The sequence below is a fragment of the Pseudomonas sp. D2002 genome, from assembly GCF_013385735.1.
Classification (GTDB): domain Bacteria; phylum Pseudomonadota; class Gammaproteobacteria; order Pseudomonadales; family Pseudomonadaceae; genus Aquipseudomonas.
Map to the genome: position 1 here is coordinate 222102 of NZ_JACAPL010000003.1, position 20782 is coordinate 242883.

Annotated in this window: 16 protein-coding genes and 1 pseudogene; 6 read left to right on the forward strand and 11 right to left on the reverse strand. The window is 59.9% G+C overall.

The window, feature by feature from the left end; all coding sequences use genetic code 11:
• Window positions 1–4 precede the first annotated feature (4 nt).
• Window positions 5–574: a CsiV family protein gene (locus tag HX783_RS04280; protein WP_159954911.1), complete on the forward strand. Its 570-nt coding sequence runs from the start codon at window positions 5–7 to the stop codon at window positions 572–574.
• Between the two features lie 9 nt (window positions 575–583).
• Window positions 584–3274, forward strand: a complete 2691-nt coding sequence (locus HX783_RS04285) for a DEAD/DEAH box helicase (RefSeq protein WP_177016078.1) — start codon at window positions 584–586, stop codon at window positions 3272–3274.
• Between the two features lie 112 nt (window positions 3275–3386).
• On the opposite strand, the gene nagZ is transcribed toward HX783_RS04285, so the two are convergent.
• Window positions 3387–4397, reverse strand: coding sequence for a beta-N-acetylhexosaminidase (nagZ, locus tag HX783_RS04290; protein ID WP_177016079.1), 1011 nt, complete (start codon window positions 4395–4397; stop codon window positions 3387–3389).
• Between the two features lie 144 nt (window positions 4398–4541).
• Window positions 4542–5249, reverse strand: coding sequence for a transcriptional regulator PsrA (gene psrA, locus HX783_RS04295; protein ID WP_159954908.1), 708 nt, complete (start codon window positions 5247–5249; stop codon window positions 4542–4544).
• Between the two features lie 263 nt (window positions 5250–5512).
• Between psrA and lexA the strand changes: the two genes are divergently transcribed.
• Both lexA and sulA read left to right on the forward strand, forming a co-directional pair.
• Entirely contained in the window at window positions 5513–6121 is a 609-nt protein-coding gene (gene lexA / locus HX783_RS04300; RefSeq protein WP_017137423.1) for a transcriptional repressor LexA, read from the forward strand.
• Between the two features lie 10 nt (window positions 6122–6131).
• Complete coding sequence (sulA, locus tag HX783_RS04305) at window positions 6132–6605, forward strand: SOS-induced cell division inhibitor SulA (RefSeq protein WP_064451387.1); 474 nt, start codon at window positions 6132–6134, stop codon at window positions 6603–6605.
• Window positions 6606–6630: 25 nt separating this feature from the next.
• Here the strand turns inward: sulA and HX783_RS04310 are convergent, their stop codons facing one another.
• The 7 genes from HX783_RS04310 to HX783_RS04340 all read right to left on the reverse strand — a co-directional run bounded on the left by HX783_RS04310 (window position 6631) and on the right by HX783_RS04340 (window position 15192).
• Window positions 6631–6864 carry a hypothetical protein gene (locus HX783_RS04310; protein ID WP_159954907.1) on the reverse strand — a complete coding sequence of 78 codons (234 nt, stop codon included), beginning with the start codon at window positions 6862–6864 and terminating at the stop codon, window positions 6631–6633.
• 260 nt (window positions 6865–7124) lie between these two features.
• Complete coding sequence (locus HX783_RS04315) at window positions 7125–7646, reverse strand: DUF6586 family protein (RefSeq protein ID WP_159954906.1); 522 nt, start codon at window positions 7644–7646, stop codon at window positions 7125–7127.
• A gap of 191 nt (window positions 7647–7837) precedes the next feature.
• Entirely contained in the window at window positions 7838–10459 is a 2622-nt protein-coding gene (gene topA / locus HX783_RS04320; RefSeq protein WP_177016080.1) for a type I DNA topoisomerase, read from the reverse strand.
• A 114-nt stretch (window positions 10460–10573) separates the two neighbouring features.
• Window positions 10574–10810 carry a DUF1653 domain-containing protein gene (locus HX783_RS04325; RefSeq protein WP_017137419.1) on the reverse strand — a complete coding sequence of 79 codons (237 nt, stop codon included), beginning with the start codon at window positions 10808–10810 and terminating at the stop codon, window positions 10574–10576.
• Between the two features lie 97 nt (window positions 10811–10907).
• A complete protein-coding gene (gene fadA / locus HX783_RS04330) occupies window positions 10908–12083 on the reverse strand; it encodes an acetyl-CoA C-acyltransferase FadA (RefSeq protein WP_024074080.1) in 1176 nt (391 codons plus the stop codon).
• A gap of 29 nt (window positions 12084–12112) precedes the next feature.
• The gene (gene fadB / locus HX783_RS04335) at window positions 12113–14260 is read right to left on the reverse strand and encodes a fatty acid oxidation complex subunit alpha FadB (protein WP_124416715.1); all 2148 of its coding nucleotides are present in this window, start codon (window positions 14258–14260) and stop codon (window positions 12113–12115) included.
• A 494-nt stretch (window positions 14261–14754) separates the two neighbouring features.
• Window positions 14755–15192, reverse strand: a complete 438-nt coding sequence (locus HX783_RS04340) for a hypothetical protein (protein WP_177016081.1) — start codon at window positions 15190–15192, stop codon at window positions 14755–14757.
• A gap of 105 nt (window positions 15193–15297) precedes the next feature.
• Here HX783_RS04340 and HX783_RS04345 point away from each other — a divergent pair, with 105 nt between their 5' ends.
• Entirely contained in the window at window positions 15298–15750 is a 453-nt protein-coding gene (locus HX783_RS04345) for a universal stress protein (protein ID WP_177016082.1), read from the forward strand.
• Window positions 15751–15830: 80 nt separating this feature from the next.
• Here the strand turns inward: HX783_RS04345 and HX783_RS04350 are convergent, their stop codons facing one another.
• Window positions 15831–17753: an ATP-binding cassette domain-containing protein gene (locus tag HX783_RS04350; RefSeq protein WP_159954902.1), complete on the reverse strand. Its 1923-nt coding sequence runs from the start codon at window positions 17751–17753 to the stop codon at window positions 15831–15833.
• Between the two features lie 213 nt (window positions 17754–17966).
• Here HX783_RS04350 and HX783_RS04355 point away from each other — a divergent pair, with 213 nt between their 5' ends.
• Window positions 17967–19895, forward strand: a complete 1929-nt coding sequence (locus HX783_RS04355; protein ID WP_177016083.1) for a transglycosylase SLT domain-containing protein — start codon at window positions 17967–17969, stop codon at window positions 19893–19895.
• Between the two features lie 67 nt (window positions 19896–19962).
• Here HX783_RS04355 and HX783_RS04360 read toward each other — a convergent pair.
• Window positions 19963–20727: pseudogene (locus HX783_RS04360) on the reverse strand (Fic family protein); the annotation flags it as partial.
• Window positions 20728–20782: the final 55 nt, after the last annotated feature.

The following is a 20782-nucleotide window of genomic DNA, read 5'->3' on the forward strand; positions in this document are numbered from 1 at the left end:
CCCAATGCGCCTGTTCCGCATTTTGAGCTTGTTGTTGGTGGTGGTTGCCCCTTCGGCGTTTGCCGACAGCCCGTACTTGATCGAAATGATCCTGGTGCGCCAGAACGCCGAGCCGGTGATCAATAGCCGCGCGGCGCCGGAAAACTGGGACGCCGGCGCTTTACGCCTGCCAACCGACAAAATGAGCCCGCCGCGCTTGGGCAACATCGTCGACAAACTCAAGGCCGACAACAGCTACACCGTGCTGCTGCACCGGGCCTGGGACCAGAACCTGGGCGACCAGCCGGTGAAATTGGCCATCAGCGATGGCCAGGAGCAATTTGGCCAGTTCCCCATCGAAGGCACGCTGAACCTGCAACTGGGGCGCTTTACCGATATCGACGCGGACTTCTACATCAACCAGTTCGACGCCAACGGCAGCGTCGTTGCCAGCGAACACCTGAGCCAGCAGGATGTACGCACCAAGAACAACCAGCTCAACTACCTGGACGGCGGCCACTTGGCGCTGCTGATCAAGATCACTTCGCTGACCGCCAAACCTCCCAGCGCACCACCGCCCGACATTCAGGACTGATCCAGCGCCATGCCCCTGACGTCGTCGTTGACCAAACCCCTGGCCCCTTCGTGGGCCAATCGCTTTAAAGAGCAAAGCCTTGAGCGCGGGCGGCGCTATGCCCTGGAAAACCGTGTGCGCATCGTCGAGTCCGGCGACAGCACCATTGTTGCCAGCTGCGAAGGCTCGGGCGGCAACGTTTACCGCCAGACCATTTCGCTGCGCGAATCGGCCAAGGGCACGCTGATCCTGGTGGACAGCCGCTGTACCTGCCCGGTGCACACCAACTGCAAACACATCGCGGCAGTGCTGCTCAAGGTCCAGGAAACCCTGGCCTACCCGGCAGCCGCGCAGGATGCCGAGCTGCTGGAGAAGCTCCAGGCCGTGCTGGATAACCGCGTGGTGTTGCCACAAGTGGTGATGGAGGATGTGCGGCCAGTGCCGCGCCTGTGGCTGGCGAGTGTCGAGTTCAGTGCGTTTGAACCGCGCAATGGCAAGATGCAGCGCTATATCCAGCACCGCGCCGCACTGTCGTTTAATTACCTGGGCAACTATGTCAGCGGGCAAAAGAACGCCGACATCATCGTGCGCCAGGAAACCCAGAGCCTGCGCATCAAGCGTCACCCGGAGCTGGAGCAGCCGTACCGCGAGCAACTGCGCCTGCTCGGCTTCAAGATCGCCACGCGCCAGAGCAAGGCGCTGCCGGAGAGTGCCGGTGAATTGTTCGAGATGGTCAATGACAGCGCCTGGCTGAACTTCACGCTCAACGCCTCGCCCACCTTGCGCGCCGAGGGTTGGGAGCTGCAGATCGATGAGGATTTCGGCTTTGACCTGAGCGCCGTCGATGACTGGTACGCCACCGTCGATGAAGGGCCGGAACGCGATTGGTTTGACTTGGAACTGGGGATCATCGTCAACGGTGAGCGGCTGAGCCTGTTACCGATCCTGCTTAACCTGATGCGTTCCCACACCGAAATCCTCAACCCGGAAAAACTCGCCCGGCGCCGCGATGAAGAGCTGATCCTGGTGAACATCCCCGGCCTGCCCAACGGCCACGGCCCGCTGCAAGTGGCGCTGCCTTATGGGCGATTGAAACCGGTGCTGGCCACCCTCGGCGAGTTTTACCTGCAGGAATCCGGCACCACCACGTTGCGCCTGGCCAAGGCCGACGCGATTCGCCTCAATCCGTTGGAAGACCTGCCGCTGCAATGGGAAGGCGGCGAGAAGATCCGCAACTTCGCCCAGCGCCTGCGCGACATCAAGGACTTCACCTGTGTGGCGCCCGAGGGCTTGAACGCGACCTTGCGCCCGTACCAACTGGAAGGCTTGAGCTGGATGCAGTCGCTGCGCCAACTCGACGTCGGCGGGATTCTTGCGGATGACATGGGCCTGGGCAAAACCCTGCAGACCCTGGCGCATATTCTCAGCGAAAAAATCGCCGGGCGCCTGGATCGGCCGTGCATGGTGGTGATGCCCACCAGCCTGATTCCCAATTGGCTCGACGAAGCGGCGCACTTCACCCCGCAGCTCAAGGTGCTGGCGCTGTATGGTGCGACACGCAAAAAGCACTTCGCCAATTTGCAGGACTACGACCTGCTGCTGACGACGTATGCGCTACTGCCCAAAGACATCGAGCAACTCGCCGCCCTGCCCTTGCATGTGCTGATCCTCGATGAAGCCCAGTACATCAAGAACCCCAACAGCAAGGCAGCCCAGGCCGCGCGCGAGCTGAATGCGCGCCAGCGCCTGTGCCTGAGTGGCACACCGCTGGAAAACCACCTGGGCGAGTTGTGGTCGCTGTTCCACTTCCTGCTGCCGGGATGGCTGGGCGACGTGAAAAGCTTCAACCGCGATTACCGCGTGCCCATCGAAAAGCGCGCCAGTGATGTGCGATTGCAGCACCTCAACGGTCGGATCAAACCCTTCCTGCTGCGCCGCACCAAAGAGCAGGTGGCGACGGAGCTACCGCCCAAGACCGAGATCATCCATTGGGTCGACCTCAACGAGGCCCAGCGTGATGTGTACGAAACCATGCGCCTGGCCATGGACAAAAAAGTCCGCGACGAAATCACCCGCAAAGGCGTGGCGCGCAGCCAGATCATTATTCTTGAAGCGCTGCTCAAGCTACGCCAGGTGTGCTGCGACCTGCGCCTGGTCAACGACGCCACCCTGCCCGCGCGCGGCAGCAGCTCGGGCAAACTCGACAGCCTGATGGAAATGCTCGAAGAGCTGTTTGCCGAAGGGCGGCGGATTTTGCTGTTCTCGCAGTTCACCTCGATGCTGAGCCTGATTGAAGCCGAACTGAAGAAGCGTGGGGTCGCTTACGCGCTGCTGACCGGCCAGACCCGCGACCGGCGCACGCCGGTGAAGGACTTCCAGAGCGGCAAGCTGCAGATTTTTCTGATCAGCCTGAAGGCGGGCGGCGTGGGCTTGAACCTGACCGAAGCCGACACGGTGATTCACTATGACCCGTGGTGGAACCCGGCCACGGAGAACCAAGCCACCGACCGCGCGTATCGCATCGGGCAGGAGAAGCCGGTGTTCGTGTACAAGATGATTGCGCGGGGCACAGTGGAGGAGAAAATCCAGCACCTGCAAAAGGAAAAATCCGACCTGGCGGCAGGCGTGCTGGACGGGCGTACGACCGGGGATTGGCAGTTGGGCAATGAGGATATCGAGGCGTTGTTTGCGCCGTTGCCCCACAAGCAAGAGAAGCGCTGACTGACAGACTGCCTTCGCGAGCAAGCCCGCTCCCACATTTAATCGCGTACATCCCTTTGGAATGCGGTCGAATGTGGGAGCGGGCTTGCTCGCGAAGGGCGCGCCACGGTTATCAGCCGATCAACTGAGCATCCCGCAACGCGGTAAGTGCCGTCAGCCAGCGCGGATCCTGCTTGTAGTCCGTAGACGCAATCGCCTGCCCACGCATCCGTGCAATCCGCGCCGACGGCGTAACTTTCATGCGCTGCGCCGCAGTCAGTGCCAGCTCAGCAGCCGCACGATCGTTACACACCAGCCCCATATCGCAACCGGCCGTCAGCGCCGCTTCAATCCGGCTGGCCGCATCACCGACCACATGCGCCCCGGCCATGGACAGGTCATCACTGAAAATCACCCCATCAAACTGCAACTCGCCACGCAAAATCTCCTGCAACCAGCGGCGCGAGAAGCCAGCCGGCTGGGCGTCCACCTGCGGGTAAATGACGTGTGCAGGCATTACCGCCGCCAACTGCTTGCTCAGGCGTGCGAAAGGCACCAGGTCATTGGCGCGAATCTGTTCCAGGCTGCGCTCGTCATTGGGAATCGCCACGTGGGAATCCGCCTCGGCCCAACCGTGGCCTGGGAAGTGTTTACCCGTAGCGGCCATGCCGGCGCTGTTCATGCCGCGAATGAAGGCACCGGCGAGCACAGCGGCGCGCTCGGGGTCGCCTTCGAACGAGCGGGTGCCGACCACGGCACTGCGCTGGTAATCCAAGTCCAGCACCGGGGCGAAGCTCAGGTCCAGGCCGACCGCCAGCACTTCAGTGGCCATGATCCAGCCGCACTGTTCGGCAAGGTATTCGGCGTTCGGCTTATCCGCCAACAAGCGCATGGCGGGCAGACGTACAAAACCCTGGCGCAAACGCTGCACACGCCCGCCTTCCTGGTCGACGGCCAACAGCAAGTCCGGGCGCACGGCGCGGATCGCCGCGCTCAATTCACGCACTTGGCGTGGATGCTCGATATTGCGCGCAAAAATGATCAGGCCGCCCACTTCAGGCTGGCGCAACAGGTGGCGATCCTCGGCCGTCAGCCAAGTACCGGCCACATCGACCATTAACGAACCTTGCAGGGCAGCAGTCATAAACCTTCCTTAAATAACGCACACAACCCGTTGCCCTCACCTGGCGCAATAAGCGCAGTGAGCACAACGGGTTGCGAGTAAATAGCTGAAATCGGCATGGCGGCTAGCTTAGCGGATGCAAGCGGCCGCGCACACCCAGGGCGGTCACGCCTTGGCGACGGCCGGCGTGGATTTGCTGCGTGGGCGCAATTGCGCGGCCGCCATGGCAGGGTCGGTCACGCCGGTTTCGGCACGCATGCCGGCGGCGAGGAACGGCACCATCAGGCGCATGACCTGTTCGATCGAGGTGTTGACGCCGAAATCGGTCTCGGCAATCGCACGCAATGCCTTGATGCCGGACATGCTGAATGCCGCAGCGCCGAGCATGAAGTGCACGCGCCAGAACAGTTCGATCGGCGGAATACGCGGGGCAGCTTCGTTGACCAGCAACATGTAGCGACGGAAAACCTTGCCGTACATGTCTTCCAGGTAACGTCGCAGGTGGCCCTGGCTCTGGCTGAAGGCCAAGCCCAGCAAACGCATGAAAATCGACAGGTCGTTGCCGCTGCGTGGTTGAACCACCAGGGCTTGCTCAACCAGGATTTCCAGCAGTTCTTCCAGGCTTGGCTTGTTTTCCGGCTTGGTCTGGCGACGCTCCAGCTCACGGTCGAGGCTGGCGCAGAACGGCCCCAGGAAGCGCGAGAATACCGCCTGGATCAGGGCTTTTTTCGAGCCGAAATGGTAGTTCACGGCAGCGAGGTTGACCCCAGCCTTGCTGGTGATCAGCCGCAATGAAGTTTCAGCAAATCCTTTTTCCGCGAACAATTGCTCGGCAGCATCGAGAATGCGTTCAACGGTTTCCGACTGGGCCATGGCTACTCCGCCTGACAAACACTTGTTTGAAACATACGTTTCAGGGTGTGTCTTGTCAAGCCTGCGAGTCCGTTTTCCGGCCGGGCAGTCATCTATTTCATCGCTATTTAATCACATCCTTAAGGGTCTGTAGGCAGCGCTGTCTCTGCCTCGTGGGACGGGTGACGAATGACCGTCCAGCGGAGTGCCGGAAAAGGATGATTGCCAAGCGCAGTTCACTGTATATAATCCCAGTCACTGTATAAAAAGACAGAGCGATCAACATGCTAAAACTGACGCCACGCCAAGCTGAGATTCTGGCTTTTATCAAGCGCTGCCTCGATGACAACGGCTACCCGCCGACGCGAGCGGAAATTGCGCTGGAGCTGGGGTTCAAATCCCCCAACGCCGCCGAAGAACACCTCAAGGCCCTCGCTCGCAAAGGCGCGATCGAGATGACCCCCGGTGCTTCACGCGGTATTCGCATCCCTGGTTTCGAAGCCAAGGCCGACGAATCGACCCTGCCGATCATCGGCCGCGTCGCCGCCGGTGCGCCGATCCTGGCGCAGCAGCACGTCGAAGAGTCCTGCAACATCAACCCGACCTTCTTCCATCCGCGTGCCGACTACCTGTTGCGCGTACACGGCATGAGCATGAAGGACGTGGGCATCTTCGATGGCGACCTGCTGGCCGTCCATACCACTCGTGAAGCCCGTAATGGCCAGATCGTCGTCGCCCGTATCGGCGATGAAGTCACCGTAAAACGCTTCAAGCGTGAAGGCAGCAAGGTTTGGCTGATGGCCGAAAACCCTGAGTTCGCCCCGATTGAAGTGAACCTGAAAGATCAGGACTTGGTGATCGAAGGCTTGAGCGTCGGCGTCATTCGCCGCTAAAGGAGGCACCATGCAGCTCGTGCACACCCCACAACACACACAACTGTCGCTGTTCGAGGCCTTTATGGCCCAACCCCTCGCGCCCATCCTCAAGGAAACGGTCGAGGCCCCTTGGGGCTCCGAACCTGAGGCGTTCAGTGAACTGTCGTTGCGCGGTGCAGCTGGGAGCTGCCTGAGCCTGCTGGCGCCGATCCTTCGCGAATTGAGCGAAGAACAGGACGCGCGCTGGCTGACGCTGATCGCCCCGCCCGCCAGCCTGACCCAGGCCTGGTTGCGGGATGCCGGCCTCAACCGCGAGCGTATTCTGCTGCTGCAACCACGCGGCACCCAAAGCGCCCAGCAGTTGACCTGCGAAGCGCTGCGCCTGGGGCGTAGCCATACGGTGGTGAGCTGGTTGAATCCGTTGAATGCTACGGCCAAGCAACAGTTGATCAGCGCGGCGCGTACGGGCGATGCGCAGAGTTTGAATATTCGTTTGGGGTAATGGGATGCGGCGGGTTTGCTGATACTCAGTGAAGAACCCGCGGCCCCTCGTCCTTCTCCGGCTCGCCTTCTGCCAGGCGACCCGCCATCTGCACACCGACGCTCAACATGGCTTTTGCCACTTCCACGTGCTGGCCTTGCAGGAACGCTTTTGCGTCTTCGGAAAAATCCAGGATAACCAGAGAACCCTCGTCCTCAGCCCGGCGTAGCTCGATTCGGCCGTCAGGCAGTTCAACAATTTCCAGAAAGGACGTTGGCATAAAAGTCTGTTCTCCACGAAAGGCCGGGATTATATCAGTCATCCACCCAGCCTCGTTGAGGATCTGCACGGGTTTCTTTACGGCTTGATGAATGGTGCCTTTTGAGCCCCGCACCGGACTTTCGATCTAACTCGTTCAAATGTGGGAGCGGGCTTGCTCGCGAATGCGGTAGATCAGCAATGAATCCGTCGACTGACACTCCGCTTTCGCGAGCAAGCCCGCTCCCACATTTTTGACCGTGTTCAGTCAGCGACACCGCCTCAACACTCGTTCAAGCCTTCACGAAACCGCAACGCCATCTTCTTCAGCTCCTGGCGCCAGCTCTCCAGCTCTTCACGGCTCAAGGGCTTGGGCTCATCCTCTTCCAGTGCAACAGCGACGATCAGCGGCTGTGTCACATCACCCTTGGGCACATGCGGCACGCGTGGCGGCTGGAACATGTCGGCATGCGCCTTGAGCAAGCGGGCGACCCAGCTGTCGGGGCTCTGGGCCATTTCCACCAGCTCAGCCAACTCGGGAATCGCCATGCTGTCGAGCACTTCGCGGTTCATGATCATTTCCGCACGCGGCGAGCCAGCCTGGGGTAAACGGTAGAACCCGGCGATTTCATGGCACAGCCCCAACAGGGCGCCATAGAGATGGAACAATGCAGCCTCACGTCCCGCCTGCACCAGCGCGATGGCATTCATCTCTTTCCCTTCCTCGGCGCGGCCAAGGGCTTCCAGGGACAAACCCGCGAAGTAAATTTTCTGGTTGGTACGGGTATAGAGTTCGTTGGCCATAACGGCAGTCTCCACAACGAAATAAGCGTGATGCTGGCTGAACATTGTGGCGAGGGAGCTTGCTCCCGCTGGGCCGGGCTGGCGCTCCAGTGCGCAGCGCCCCCAAAAGCAGGGGCCTGCTGCGCAGTCCAGCGGGAGCAAGCTCCCTCGCCACAGCAAGCCCGCCCCTAGACCTCGGAAAGATTAGCCAATCAAGCGCCCTGGCGCTTGTCCTCGACCTTCCACTTGCCGCCGTCGTAGAAGGCTTTCCAGCCCGTAGGCTTGCCGTCCACTTCGGTTTGCACGTACTGCTCCTTGGTTTTGCGGCTGTAGCGGATCACGGCCGGGCGACCGTCAGGATCCTTCTTCGGCGCTTCACACAGGAAGTGGTACTTCGGATCGATCTCGTCCTTGTGCGGCACGATTTCCAGCACCAACGGCGCACGGGTCTCGCGGTTTTTCGGGAACTGGCTGGCTGCCAGGAACAAGCCCGAAGCGCCGTCACGCAGGATGTAGGTGTCGTTGACCTTCTCGCACTTGAGCTCAGGCATCTTCACCGGGTCCATCTTCGGCGGCGCCGCGTCACCGCTTTTGAGCAGTTTGCGGGTGTTCTTGCACGTCGGGTTGGTGCAACCGAAGAACTTGCCGAAGCGGCCGGTCTTGAGCTGCATCTCACTGCCGCACTTGTCGCATTCCAGGCTCGGGCCTTCATAGCCCTTGATGCGGTAGCTGCCCTCTTCGATCTCGTAGCCGTCGCAATCCGGGTTGTTACCGCAGATGTGCAACTTGTGCTTCTCGTCGAGCAAGTAGGCGTCCATCGCCGTGCTGCAGATCGGGCAACGGTGCTTGCCACGCAGTACCAGCGACTCGGATTCACCCTCGTCGTCAGCAGCGATTTCGTCGCCCGGCACCAGGTTGACGGTGGCCTTGCAGCGCTCTTTCGGCGGCAGGCTGTAGCCCGAGCAACCCAGGAACACGCCGGTGGACGCGGTACGAATCTGCATCGGGCGGCCGCAGGTCAGGCACGGGATGTCAGTCATCACCGGCTGGTTGGCACGCATGCCGCTCTCAGGGCTTTCGGCCACTTCGAGTTTCTTTTTGAAGTCGCCGTAGAACTCATCCAGCACGTTTTTCCAGTCGCGCTCGCCCTGGGCTACGTCATCGAGGTTCTCTTCCATGCCGGCGGTGAAGCCGTAGTCCATCAGGTTGGAGAAGCTCTCGGACAGGCGCTCGGTGACGATGTCGCCCATCTTTTCCGAGTAGAAACGACGGTTGTGCAGCGCAACGTAGCCGCGGTCCTGGATGGTGGAAATGATCGCCGCGTAGGTCGAAGGACGACCGATACCGCGTTTTTCCATCTCTTTCACCAGGCTCGCTTCCGAATAACGCGCCGGAGGCTTGGTGAAGTGCTGGGACGGGTCGAGCTTGATCAGCTTCAGCGTGTCGCCCTGGGCCATGTCCGGCAGCACATCGTCATCGCCAGGCCTGGCGATTTGCGGCATCACGCGGGTGTAGCCGTCGAACTTGAGGATACGGCCCTTGGCACGCAGCTCGAAGTCGCCAGCGCCCACGCTGACGGTGGTAGACAGGTATTGCGCCGGCAGCATCTGGCAGGCCAGGAATTGGCGCCAGATCAGCTCATAGAGGCGCTCAGCGTCGCGCTCCATGCCGCTCAGCTTGCTTGGCTCGGTGTTGGCGTCGGAAGGACGAATCGCTTCGTGAGCCTCCTGCGCGCCTTCTTTGCTGCTGTAGACGTTCGGCTTCTCCGGCAGGTACTTCTTGCCGAATTCGCTTTCAATATACGTACGCGCCATCGCCACCGCGTCTTGCGACAGGTTGGTGGAGTCGGTACGCATATAAGTGATGTAGCCGGCTTCGTACAGACGCTGGGCCATCATCATGGTTTTCTTCACCCCGAAGCCCAGGCGGTTGCTCGCGGCCTGCTGCAGGGTGGAGGTGATGAACGGTGCCGACGGCTTGCTGCTGGTCGGTTTGTCTTCGCGCTTGACGATGCTGTAGCTGGAAGCCTTGAGCTTTTCCAGCGCGGCCATGGCCTGGGCTTCGTTCAGCGGCTTGAAGGCCTCGCCTTTTTCGCGGGCCACTTCAAAGCGCACGTTGGCGCCCTTGGCAGTGCCGAGGTCAGCGTGGACTTCCCAATATTCTTCGGGGTTGAACGCACGAATCTCGCGCTCGCGCTCCACCACCAGTTTTACCGCAACCGATTGCACACGGCCGGCGGACAAGCCACGGGCGATCTTCGCCCACAGCAGTGGCGAAACCATGTAGCCCACGACGCGGTCGAGGAAACGACGGGCCTGTTGGGCGTTTACACGGTCAATGTCCAGCTCGCCCGGCTTGGAGAAGGCTTCCTGGATGGCTTTCTTGGTGATTTCGTTGAACACCACGCGCTTGTAGCGGCTGTCATCACCGCCGATGGCTTCCCGCAGGTGCCAGGCAATGGCTTCCCCTTCGCGGTCCAAGTCCGTCGCGAGATAGATGGTGTCAGCATCTTTGGCGAGCCGACGCAGCTCTTCGATGACCTTTTCCTTGCCGGGAAGGATTTCGTACTTGGCCTTCCAGCCATGTTCCGGGTCCACACCCATACGCGAGACCAGCTGCTTGCGCGCTTTCTCTTTAGGGGTGAGCACCGGACCTTCGCCCGCAGCCGCCTTGCCGCGCTTGGCGGCAGGCTCCTTGCTGGCGCTAGCCGAACCGCTGGTGGGCAGGTCTCGGATATGGCCGATACTCGACTTCACCACGTACTCATTACCCAAGTACTTGTTGATGGTCTTGGCCTTAGCCGGGGATTCCACAATGACCAGCGATTTGCCCATGGATCGGAAAATTCCTGAATTCGAGAAGTGAAAGGCAGTTGGCGCCTGTCGCGGCAACGCTATATATAGTGGCAACAAGGTGAGGTCAAGCGCAGCATTCTGCGCGGCCCGCCGTTATTGCCCTGAAAAAAGACTGGGTTCGACCTGGACCAAAGCAAAGCGCGGGACCTGCTCGCCGTCAACTTCGACGGTCTCCAGGAACATGCTCAAAGGGCGCACCCAAAAGCCGTAATCGCCATACAGTGCTTGGTAAAACACCACTTCTTCTTCCGTTTCAGAGTGCCGTGCCACGTTAAAAACGCGGTACTGCGGCCCCTTATAATGTTGGTAGAGCCCTGGTTCGACTTTCATGCTCTGGCCCTCTTACAAAATTTGTTAAAAAAAAATATTAAAAATTCCAAAAAACAAAAACCGGGGCACTGGGCCCCGGCTTCCGTCAACTCAACGCTTAGACGCGTTCGAAGACGGTGGAAATGCCTTGGCCGAGACCAATGCACATGGTTGCAACCCCAAGGTTACCGCCATTTTGCTTCATCACGTTAAGCAAAGTGCCGGAAATACGTGCACCGGAGCAACCAAATGGGTGGCCCAGGGCAATCGCACCGCCGTGCAGGTTAACCTTCTCGTTCATCTTGTCGAGTACTTTCAAATCTTTCAGCACGGGCAGGGCCTGTGCGGCGAAAGCTTCGTTGAGCTCGAAGAAGTCGATATCAGAGATGGTCAGGCCTGCGCGCTTCAAGGCTTTTTGTGTGGCCGGTACTGGACCATAGCCCATGATTGCCGGGTCCACACCCGCCACGGCCATCGAACGGATCACGGCCAGTGGCTGGATACCCAGGTCCTGGGCACGCTGCGCCGACATCACGATCATGCACGAGGCACCGTCGGTGATTTGCGACGAAGTACCGGCTGTCACGGTGCCGCCCTTTGGATTGAAGGCAGGCTTGAGGGCCGCCAGGCTTTCCAGGGTGGTGTCCGGACGAATGGTTTCGTCGTAGTCGAACAGTTTCAGGAAACCGTTCTCGTCGTAGCCGTTCATCGGGATGATTTCATCCTTGAACTTGCCTTCCACGGTCGCCTTGTGGGCCAACTGGTGGGAACGCAGGCCGAACGCGTCCTGAGCTTCGCGGGTAATGCCGTGCATTTTGCCAAGCATTTCTGCGGTGAGGCCCATCATGCCCGAGGCTTTAGCCGCGTACAGCGACATGTGCGGGTTAGGGTCCACGCCGTGCATCATGCTGACGTGGCCCATGTGCTCCACGCCGCCGACTACGAATACATCACCGTTACCGGTCATGATCGCTTGCGCAGCGGTGTGCAGTGCGCTCATCGACGAGCCACACAGGCGGCTGACGGTCTGGCCAGCAGCCGTGTGCGGGATCTGGGTCATCAACGACGCCATGCGCGCGATGTTCCAGCCCTGCTCCAGGGTCTGGTTGACGCAGCCCCAGATCACGTCTTCGACTTCGTTCGGGTCGACCTTGACGTTGCGCTCCAGCAGCTTGCTGATCAGGTGCGCGGACATGTCTTCGGCACGGGTGTTGCGGTGCATGCCGCCCTTGGAGCGGCCCATTGGTGTGCGACCGAAGTCGACAATCACCACGTCTCTTGGATTCAAGCTCATAAATATTCTCGCTCAAGTGTCAGGGGCGCTTAACCGAAGAAGCTCTGGCCGTTTTTGGCCATCTCACGCAGCTTCGCGGTCGGGTGGTACAGCGGGCCCAGATCAGCGTATTTGTCAGCCAGGGCAACGAACTCGGCCACACCGATCGAGTCGATGTAACGCAGCGCACCACCACGGAATGGAGGGAAACCAATACCGTACACCAGGCCCATATCGGCTTCGGCGGCGGTTTCAACGATGCCGTCTTCCAGGCAACGTACGGTTTCCAGGCACAGGGCGATCATCATCCAGTTGATGATGTCCTCGTCGGACACCTCACGCTGTTCGTAGATGACCGGCGCGAGTACTTCGTGAACCGACGGGTCGGCCACTTTCTTCTGCTTGCCCTTCTTGTCGGCCTCGTAGGCGTAGAAGCCTTTGCCATTCTTCTGGCCCAGACGCTTGGCCTCGTACAGCGCATCGATCGCCGAACGGCGGTCGTCTTTCATGCGGTCCGGGAAGCCTTCAGCCATCACGTCGCGACCGTGGTGACCGGTGTCGATGCCGACCACGTCCATCAGGTACGCCGGGCCCATTGGCCAGCCGAATTTTTCCATGACCTTGTCGATACGCACAAAATCCACACCGGCGCTGACCAACTTGGCGAAACCGCCGAAGTACGGGAACAGCACGCGGTTGACCAGGAAGCCCGGGCAGTCGTTAACGACAATCGGGTTCTTGCCCATTTTCTTGGCGTAGGCAACGGTGGTGGCAATGGCCAGCTCGCTGGACTTCTCGCCACGGATCACTTCCACCAGCGGCATCATGTGCACCGGGTTGAAGAAGTGCATGCCGACGAAGTTTTCCGGACGCTTGAGGGCTTTGGCCAGCAAGCTGATGGAAATGGTCGAGGTGTTCGAGGCCAGGATGGTGTCTTCTTTAACCTGGGCTTCCACTTCAGCCAGTACGGCTTGCTTGACCTTCGGGTTCTCGACAACGGCTTCGACCACCAGGTCGACGTGGCCGAAATCGCCGTAGGACAGCGTAGGACGAATGCCGTTAAGCACTTCAGCCATTTTCGCAGCGGTCATGCGACCTTTATCAACGCGGCCCACCAGCAGCTTGGCGGCTTCCGCCAGGCCTTGCTCGATGCCGTGCTCGTTGATGTCTTTCATCAGGATCGGCGTGCCTTTGGACGCCGACTGATAGGCGATACCGCCGCCCATGATACCGGCGCCGAGTACGGCAGCCTGTTTCACGTCTTTGGCGATTTCGTCGTAGGCCTTGGCCTTTTTCTTCAGTTCCTGATCGTTCAGGAACAGGCCGATCAGGCTTTGGGCTGCCGAGGTTTTCGCCAGTTTGACGAAGCCTGCAGCTTCCACTTCCAGGGCTTTGTCGCGACCGAAGTTCGCGGCCTTCTGGATAGTCTTGATCGCTTCAACCGGCGCCGGGTAGTTCGGGCCGGCTTGGCCAGCCACGAAACCTTTGGCGGTTTCGAACGACATCATTTGTTCGATGGCGTTGAGCTTGAGTTTTTCCAGCTTCGGCTGACGCTTGGCCTTGTAGTCAAATTCGCCGCTGATGGCGCCCTTGATCAGGTTCAGTGCAGCTTCGGCGAGTTTGTCCGGGGCAACCACAGCATCGACGGCGCCGACTTTCAGCGCGTCTTCCGCTTTGTTTTCCTTGCCGGCGGCAATCCACTCGATGGCGTTGTCGGCCCCGATGATGCGCGGCAGGCGAACAGTGCCGCCGAAACCTGGGTAGATGCCCAGCTTGACTTCAGGCAGGCCGATTTTGGCGGTGGCAGACATCACACGGAAGTCTGCGGCCAGGCACATTTCCAGGCCGCCGCCCAACGCGATACCGTTGATTGCGGCAACGGTCGGCACGTTGAGGTCTTCGAAATCGCTGAAGATCTTGTTGGCTTCGAGGTTGCCAGCCACCAGCTCGGCATCGGGCAGCTTGAAGTTGTCGACGAATTCGGTGATGTCAGCGCCGACGATAAACACGTCCTTGCCGCTGGAGACGATCACGCCCTTGACCGATGCATCTGCTTTGATGGTGTCTACGGCCTGACGCAGTTCGTTCAGGGTTAGACGGTTGAACTTGTTGACGGACTCACCCTTGAGGTCGAATTTCAATTCGACGATGCCACTTTCAAGAGCCTTAACCGTGATGGCTTTACCTTCGTAAATCATCAACTGATCTCCACGATATGGAAGCTGAACAGTACACACTGGACGCTGGCCTCTGGTTGGACATTGAAGATTTGCTCAATGTTCACGCCAATCCGCCAGGCACACCCGCCAATGCGCTAGTCGGGGTTCTGTATGAGCGGTCTGACAGACAAACGCTCAATTCATACGCCCGTTTGATTTGGGTACGCCACCTTCATCCAATTCCGGGCAATTGTCAATCGCTCGAAAGGCTAGGGAAAACGCGACTTTCCAGTCATTTCAGAACCCCCACCCATTGCCCGTGATTCATCAATATTGAATTATTCACGAAATCAATAATGGAAAATTTGTGGGAAAAGGCTGTACAGAACGGGATATGCCGCTAGGCTAGCGACAAGCTTGATGCGCCTGGATGAACATCCGACGCGTGAATCACAGAATTACCGGCCTGCCTGGCCAACTCCAGCCCGATGATGATATCGGGCTTTTTATTGCCTGGCTTTTACCACCCGGCGTCAGGCTAGGGCTTTGAGTAATTTATCGATGGCTTGCAAGACGCTCGCCTCGCCCTTCTCGCCCCAGTACAGGGCGATCATTTGCTTGTCGGCCTCGACCTTGTAGACGTTGTCCGGCAGCGTCGCAAAATGCGGCAACAACTTTTCATCGACGCACACTTCGCGCCACTGATTGAGCCAAACCCCCGGTTCCGACTGCCAGTAACACCAGAGGGCCGGCGTACTCCCGCGTCGCGGCCGGCAATACTGCGCGCACGGGCTTGGCGGCTCCTGCTTGAGCCAGTGCGGCCACTCCTGCGGCGCCAGTTGCATGGCCAGGCCGATGCGGCGTGCCTCCATCCGCAGGGCCATGCGCCCGCTCTGATGGCGCGACGGGCGCAGCCAGGCCAGAGGGCTCAGAACCACCAGAAGGATTGACACCACTATCCAGACCGTCATATGTGTACTCCCGAATTTCTAGATGAGCGGGTTTGAGCTGACGCAACCCCATCCGCTTGAAACCAGCCATACTGAACCTATTGCAGTCCCCTGGAGGAACGCGCCATGCCCAACGAACATTCCTACAAACATATCCTGGTCGCTGTCGATCTGACCGAAGAGTGCGACCCAGTGATCAAGCGCGCGCAGGCTTCAGCAATCGCTAACGGCGCCAAGCTGTCACTCGTGCATATCGTCGAGCCTATGGCGATGGCCTTTGGTGGCGACGTGCCCATGGACCTTTCCCAGTTGCAGCAACAACAATTTGATCAGGCCAAAGAGCGCCTGGATCGCTTGATCCTCAAGTACCCGCATCTGCAAAAAGACGACTGCCACCTCACGTACGGCCAACCGCGCCAGGAGATCCACCATCTTGCCAAGGAAAAGGCTTGCGACCTGATCGTGGTTGGCAGCCATGGCCGACACGGCCTGGCGCTGCTGCTGGGTTCTACCGCCAATGATGTGCTGCACGGCGCGCCGTGTGATGTGCTGGCGGTGAAGCTGGTCAAATCCTCTTAAGCACATTTTGAATCGCATTTCATATAAAAAACCCGGTATTCATCAGATGAACACCGGGTTTTTTAATGCGCTTGAATCACTCAGGCATCCAGCTCAGCCCAACGCTCAACCAACACTTCCAGCTCCTGGTTCAACGTTTCCAGGGAAGCGATGACCTTGGCGGTTTCCGCCGCCGGACGCAGGTAGAAACCCGCGTCAGCCATTTCTGCTTCTACGGCCGCGATCTGCTGTTCCTTGGCGTCGATATCACCCGGCAAGGCTTCCAGTTCACGCTGCAGTTTGTAGCTGAGCTTCTTCTTCGCAGACGGCGCAGCTTCCTGGACCGGTGCCGCGGCAGCGGCAACCGGCGCCACCACTGCCGAGGTCAGGTCGGCCTTGCCGGACTTGCTCTCGGTCACGCCCAGCAGGCGCGGCGAGCCGCCCTGGCGCAGCCAGTCCTGATAACCACCGACGTATTCACGCACCTTGCCTTCGCCTTCGAAGACCAGGGTGCTGGTGACCACGTTGTCGAGGAATGCCCGGTCGTGGCTGACCATCAGCACGGTGCCGTTGAAGGTCAGCAAGACCTCTTCCAGCAGCTCGAGGGTTTCCACGTCGAGGTCGTTGGTCGGTTCGTCGAGTACCAGCAGGTTGGCTGGTTTGCTGAACAGCTTGGCCAGCAGCAGGCGCGCACGCTCACCACCAGACAAGGCTTTGACCGGCGTCCGCGCACGCTGCGGGCTGAACAGGAAGTCGCCCAGGTAGCTCAGCACGTGGCGGCTCTGGCCGTCGATGTCGATAAAGTCGCGACCTTCGGCGACGTTGTCGATCACGGTTTTTTCCAGGTCCAGCTGGTGGCGCAACTGGTCGAAGTACGCCACGTCGATGCGCGTGCCCTCTTCCACAGTGCCGCTGGTCGGTTGCAGACCATTGAGCATCAGCTTGAGCAAGGTGGTCTTGCCGGTGCCGTTGGCGCCCAGCAGGCCGATCCGGTCGCCGCGCTGCAGGACCATCGAGAAGTCCTTGATCAGGAACGGACCGTCCGGGTGATGGAAGCTGACGTTCTCCAGCACCATCACCTGCTTGCCCGACTTATCGGCGGTATCCAGCTGGATATTGGCCTTGCCGGTGCGCTCGCGACGTTCGCTGCGCTCAACCCGAAGGGCTTTCAGCGCGCGTACACGGCCTTCGTTACGGGTGCGACGGGCCTTGATGCCCTGGCGGATCCAGACTTCTTCCTGGGCCAGCTTTTTGTCGAACAGCGCGTTGGCGGTTTCTTCAGCGGCCAGCGTGGCCTCTTTGTGCACCAGGAAGCTGGCGTAGTCGCCGTTCCAGTCGATCAGGCCGCCACGGTCCAGTTCGAGGATGCGCGTGGCCAGGTTCTGCAGGAAGGAACGGTCGTGCGTGATGAACAGCACGGCGCCCTGGAAATCCTTGAGGGCTTCTTCAAGCCAGGCGATTGCGCCGATGTCCAGGTGGTTGGTTGGTTCGTCGAGCAGCAGCAGGTCCGGCTCGGACACCAGCGCCTGGGCCAGCAGCACGCGACGACGCCAGCCGCCGGACAACTCGGCGAGGGTCTTGTCGGCCGGCAGTTGCAGGCGGCTCAGGGTGCTGTCGACCAGTTGCTGCAAGCGCCAGCCATCACGGGCTTCGAGGTCTTGCTGGACGTGCATCAGCTTGTCCAGGTCTTCCTCGGTAACGCAGTTCTGCGCCAGGTGATGGTATTGCGCGAGCAACTCGCCAACGCCGTCGAGGCCTTCGGCGACCACGTCGAACACTGTCCGTCCGTCGGCCACCGGCAATTCTTGCGGCAATTCGCCGATCTTCAGGCCCGGGGCGCGCCAAACAGAGCCGTCATCGGGCTTCTGGTCGCCTTTGACCAGCTTCATCATGCTGGACTTGCCGGTGCCGTTGCGGCCGATGATGCACACCCGCTCACCACGGGCGATCTGCCAGGACACCTTGTCCAACAACGGCATAGCGCCGAAAGCAAGGGACACATCGCTGAATTTGAGCAGGGTCATACGCTTCTCCAAAAACTGGGCGCGCATTCTACCTGACTTGAGGGTGGGATGCGGTCGGCATTTTCGCCATGGACACGTTCTGAAGGACATTTCCAATGAACTTCTGCCAACCGGCCGGCAAACCTTTCACCAGTCGCTGGCAAAAGGCTAAGCTAGGGGCAATCAGTGTCGGCAGAGCCGGTGCTAGTCGTGATTTCTCTGCACGGACGTCTCATGCGCAGTCGCCTTTTCAACTTTTTATCTTGCCTGCTTCTTTCCGCCACCGCCGTTCAATCCGCCCAGGCCGTGGACCTCACCACCCAACGTCAATATTACGATGAAGCCAAACGCGCCCTCGCCAAGGGCGACAGCGGCCCGTACATGCAATACAGCCAGGCCCTGGCCGACTACCCGCTGACGCCCTACCTGGCCTATGACGAACTGACCGCGCGCCTGAAAACCGCAAGCAACGAGGAAATCGAACAGTTCCTCGCCAAAAACGGCGACCTGCCCCAGGCCAACTGGATGAAACTGCGTTGGCTGCGCTGGCTGGCCGACCGTGGCGACTGGCAGACATTTGAAAAGTACTACGATGCCAAACTCAATTTCGTCGAACTGGACTGCCTGCATGGTCAATACCAGCTCACCCACAACCTCAAAGCCGAAGGCTACAAGACCACCGAAAAACTCTGGCTGACCGGTAAATCCCAGCCTGCCGCGTGCGACGCCACCTTCGGCCAGTGGGCCGCCGATGGCCAACTCACCGAACAGAAAATCTGGGACCGCGCCAAACTCGCCGCCGAAGCGCGCAACTACGCGCTGGCCAACAGCCTGGTAAAAACCCTGCCAACCCTCGGCGCCCAAGGCCGCCTGATGGTTGACGTGGCGCAAAAGCCCGACATGCTCAGCGACCCGTCGCGCTTCCTGCCGGCCAACGAGGCCATGTCCGACGCCGTCGGCCTGGGTCTGCGCCGCCTGGCACGCCAGGACCCGGACAAGGCCATGGCCCTGCTCGACGGTTACGCCAGCAGCATGCACTTCTCCCGTGACGAAAAAGTGTCGATCGCCCGCGAAATCGGCCTGACCCTGGCTCGCCGCTATGACCCGCGCGCATTGGACGTAATGACCCAATACGATCCCGAGCTGCGTGACAACACCGTTTCTGAATGGCGCCTGCGCCTGCTGTTGCGCCTGGCGCGCTGGGAAGATGCCTACCAGTTGACCCGCAAACTCCCACAAGACCTGGCGACCACCAACCGCTGGCGTTACTGGCAGGCGCGCAGCCTGGAACTGGCTGAGCCGAAGAACCCGCAACCGCTGGCGCTGTACAAAAACCTCGCCCAGGAACGTGATTTCTACGGTTTCCTGGCGGCGGATCGCTCCAAAGCGCCGTATCAGCTGAAAAACAAACCGCTGGTGATGAGCCAGGCGCTGGTCAACAAGGTCCGCAACACCCCCGGTGTACGCCGTGCGCTGGAGTTCTATGCACGTGGCCAGATCGTCGATGGCCGGCGCGAGTGGTATCACGTCAGCCGCCACTTCAACCGTGATGAAATGGTCGCCCAGGCCAAACTGGCCTATGACATGAAGTGGTACTTCCCGGCGATCCGTACCATCAGCCAGGCGCAGTATTGGGATGACTTGGATATCCGCTTCCCGATGGCGCACCGCGACACTCTGGTGCGCGAAGCCAAGGTGCGTGGCCTGCATTCGAGCTGGGTATTCGCCATCACCCGCCAGGAAAGTGCGTTCATGGACGACGCCCGCTCCGGCGTTGGCGCCAGTGGCCTGATGCAATTGATGCCCGGCACCGCCAAGGAAACCGCGCGCAAATTCAGCATCCCGCTGGCCTCCCCGGCCCAGGTGCTGGACCCGGACAAAAACATCCAACTCGGCGCCGCCTACCTGAGCCAGGTGCACAGCCAGTTCAACGGCAACCGCGTACTCGCCTCGGCCGCCTACAACGCCGGCCCCGGCCGCGTACGCCAGTGGCTGCGCGGTGCCGACCACCTGAGTTTCGACGTGTGGGTGGAAAGCATCCCGTTCGACGAAACCCGTCAGTACGTGCAGAACGTGCTGTCTTATTCGGTGATCTATGGACAGAAGCTCAACTCACCGCAGCCGCTGGTGGATTGGCATGAGCGGTATTTTGATGATCAGTAAGGTTTGAAGCAGAGATGAAAATGCCCGCATTGAGAGATGCGGGCATTTTTTATGGGGCGCTCGGGCGCTCGCTTTGCACAGCCTCAGCCAAGGCCAGACTCAAGGCTTGCAACATGAACTCGACGAAGGGCGTCGCCTCCGCCTGCTTGTCAGCAGCCGACAGCGCCGCGTAATAGGCATCCTGTTGTTCGCGTATCACCGCTTCTACCGGTAGATAAGCCAACACAGGGCGCCATTGGCTAAGGATCAAGGTTTGCCAAAGGCGCCCCATCCGCCCATTGCCGTCTGCGAAGGGGTGGATAAATTCAAATTCGTAATGGAATACACAGCTGGCGATCAGCGGGTGCCAATCAGAAACCGACAGCCATTGCAGCAAGTCATCCACCAGATGCGTCACGCGACTTGCAGGAGGAGCCATATGGACCAACTGCTCCCCACGATAAATTCCGACGCCCGCCTGGCGAAACCGTCCTGCATCATCAATCAAACCGAACATCAGGAGGTCGTGTGCTTTCAGCAAGTCCGCCCGATCACCCGGCGCCCATTGCGGCATCGCCTCGTAAGCCGTAAATGCATTACGCACTTCCTGGATTTCCCGAGGCAAGCCTAACACTCGCTTACCCTCTAGAACGGCGGTCACTTGCTCGACGCTGAGGGTATTGTTCTCGATAGCCAGCGAAGCCTGGATTGTACGGATACGATTGCCGCGCCTTAGCTGGGGCGTTTGCCGATTATCGCCACCGACTGAAAGCTGACCGATCTGCTCACTAATGTCAGCGACCAAGGCCAGCATTTTTGTAGTCAGCGTCAACGGGGGTTGATAACGGCTCATGTCCTCATCCAGATCAATAACGAAAGATCACATAATGCCTTAAGGAGCAGGCCTA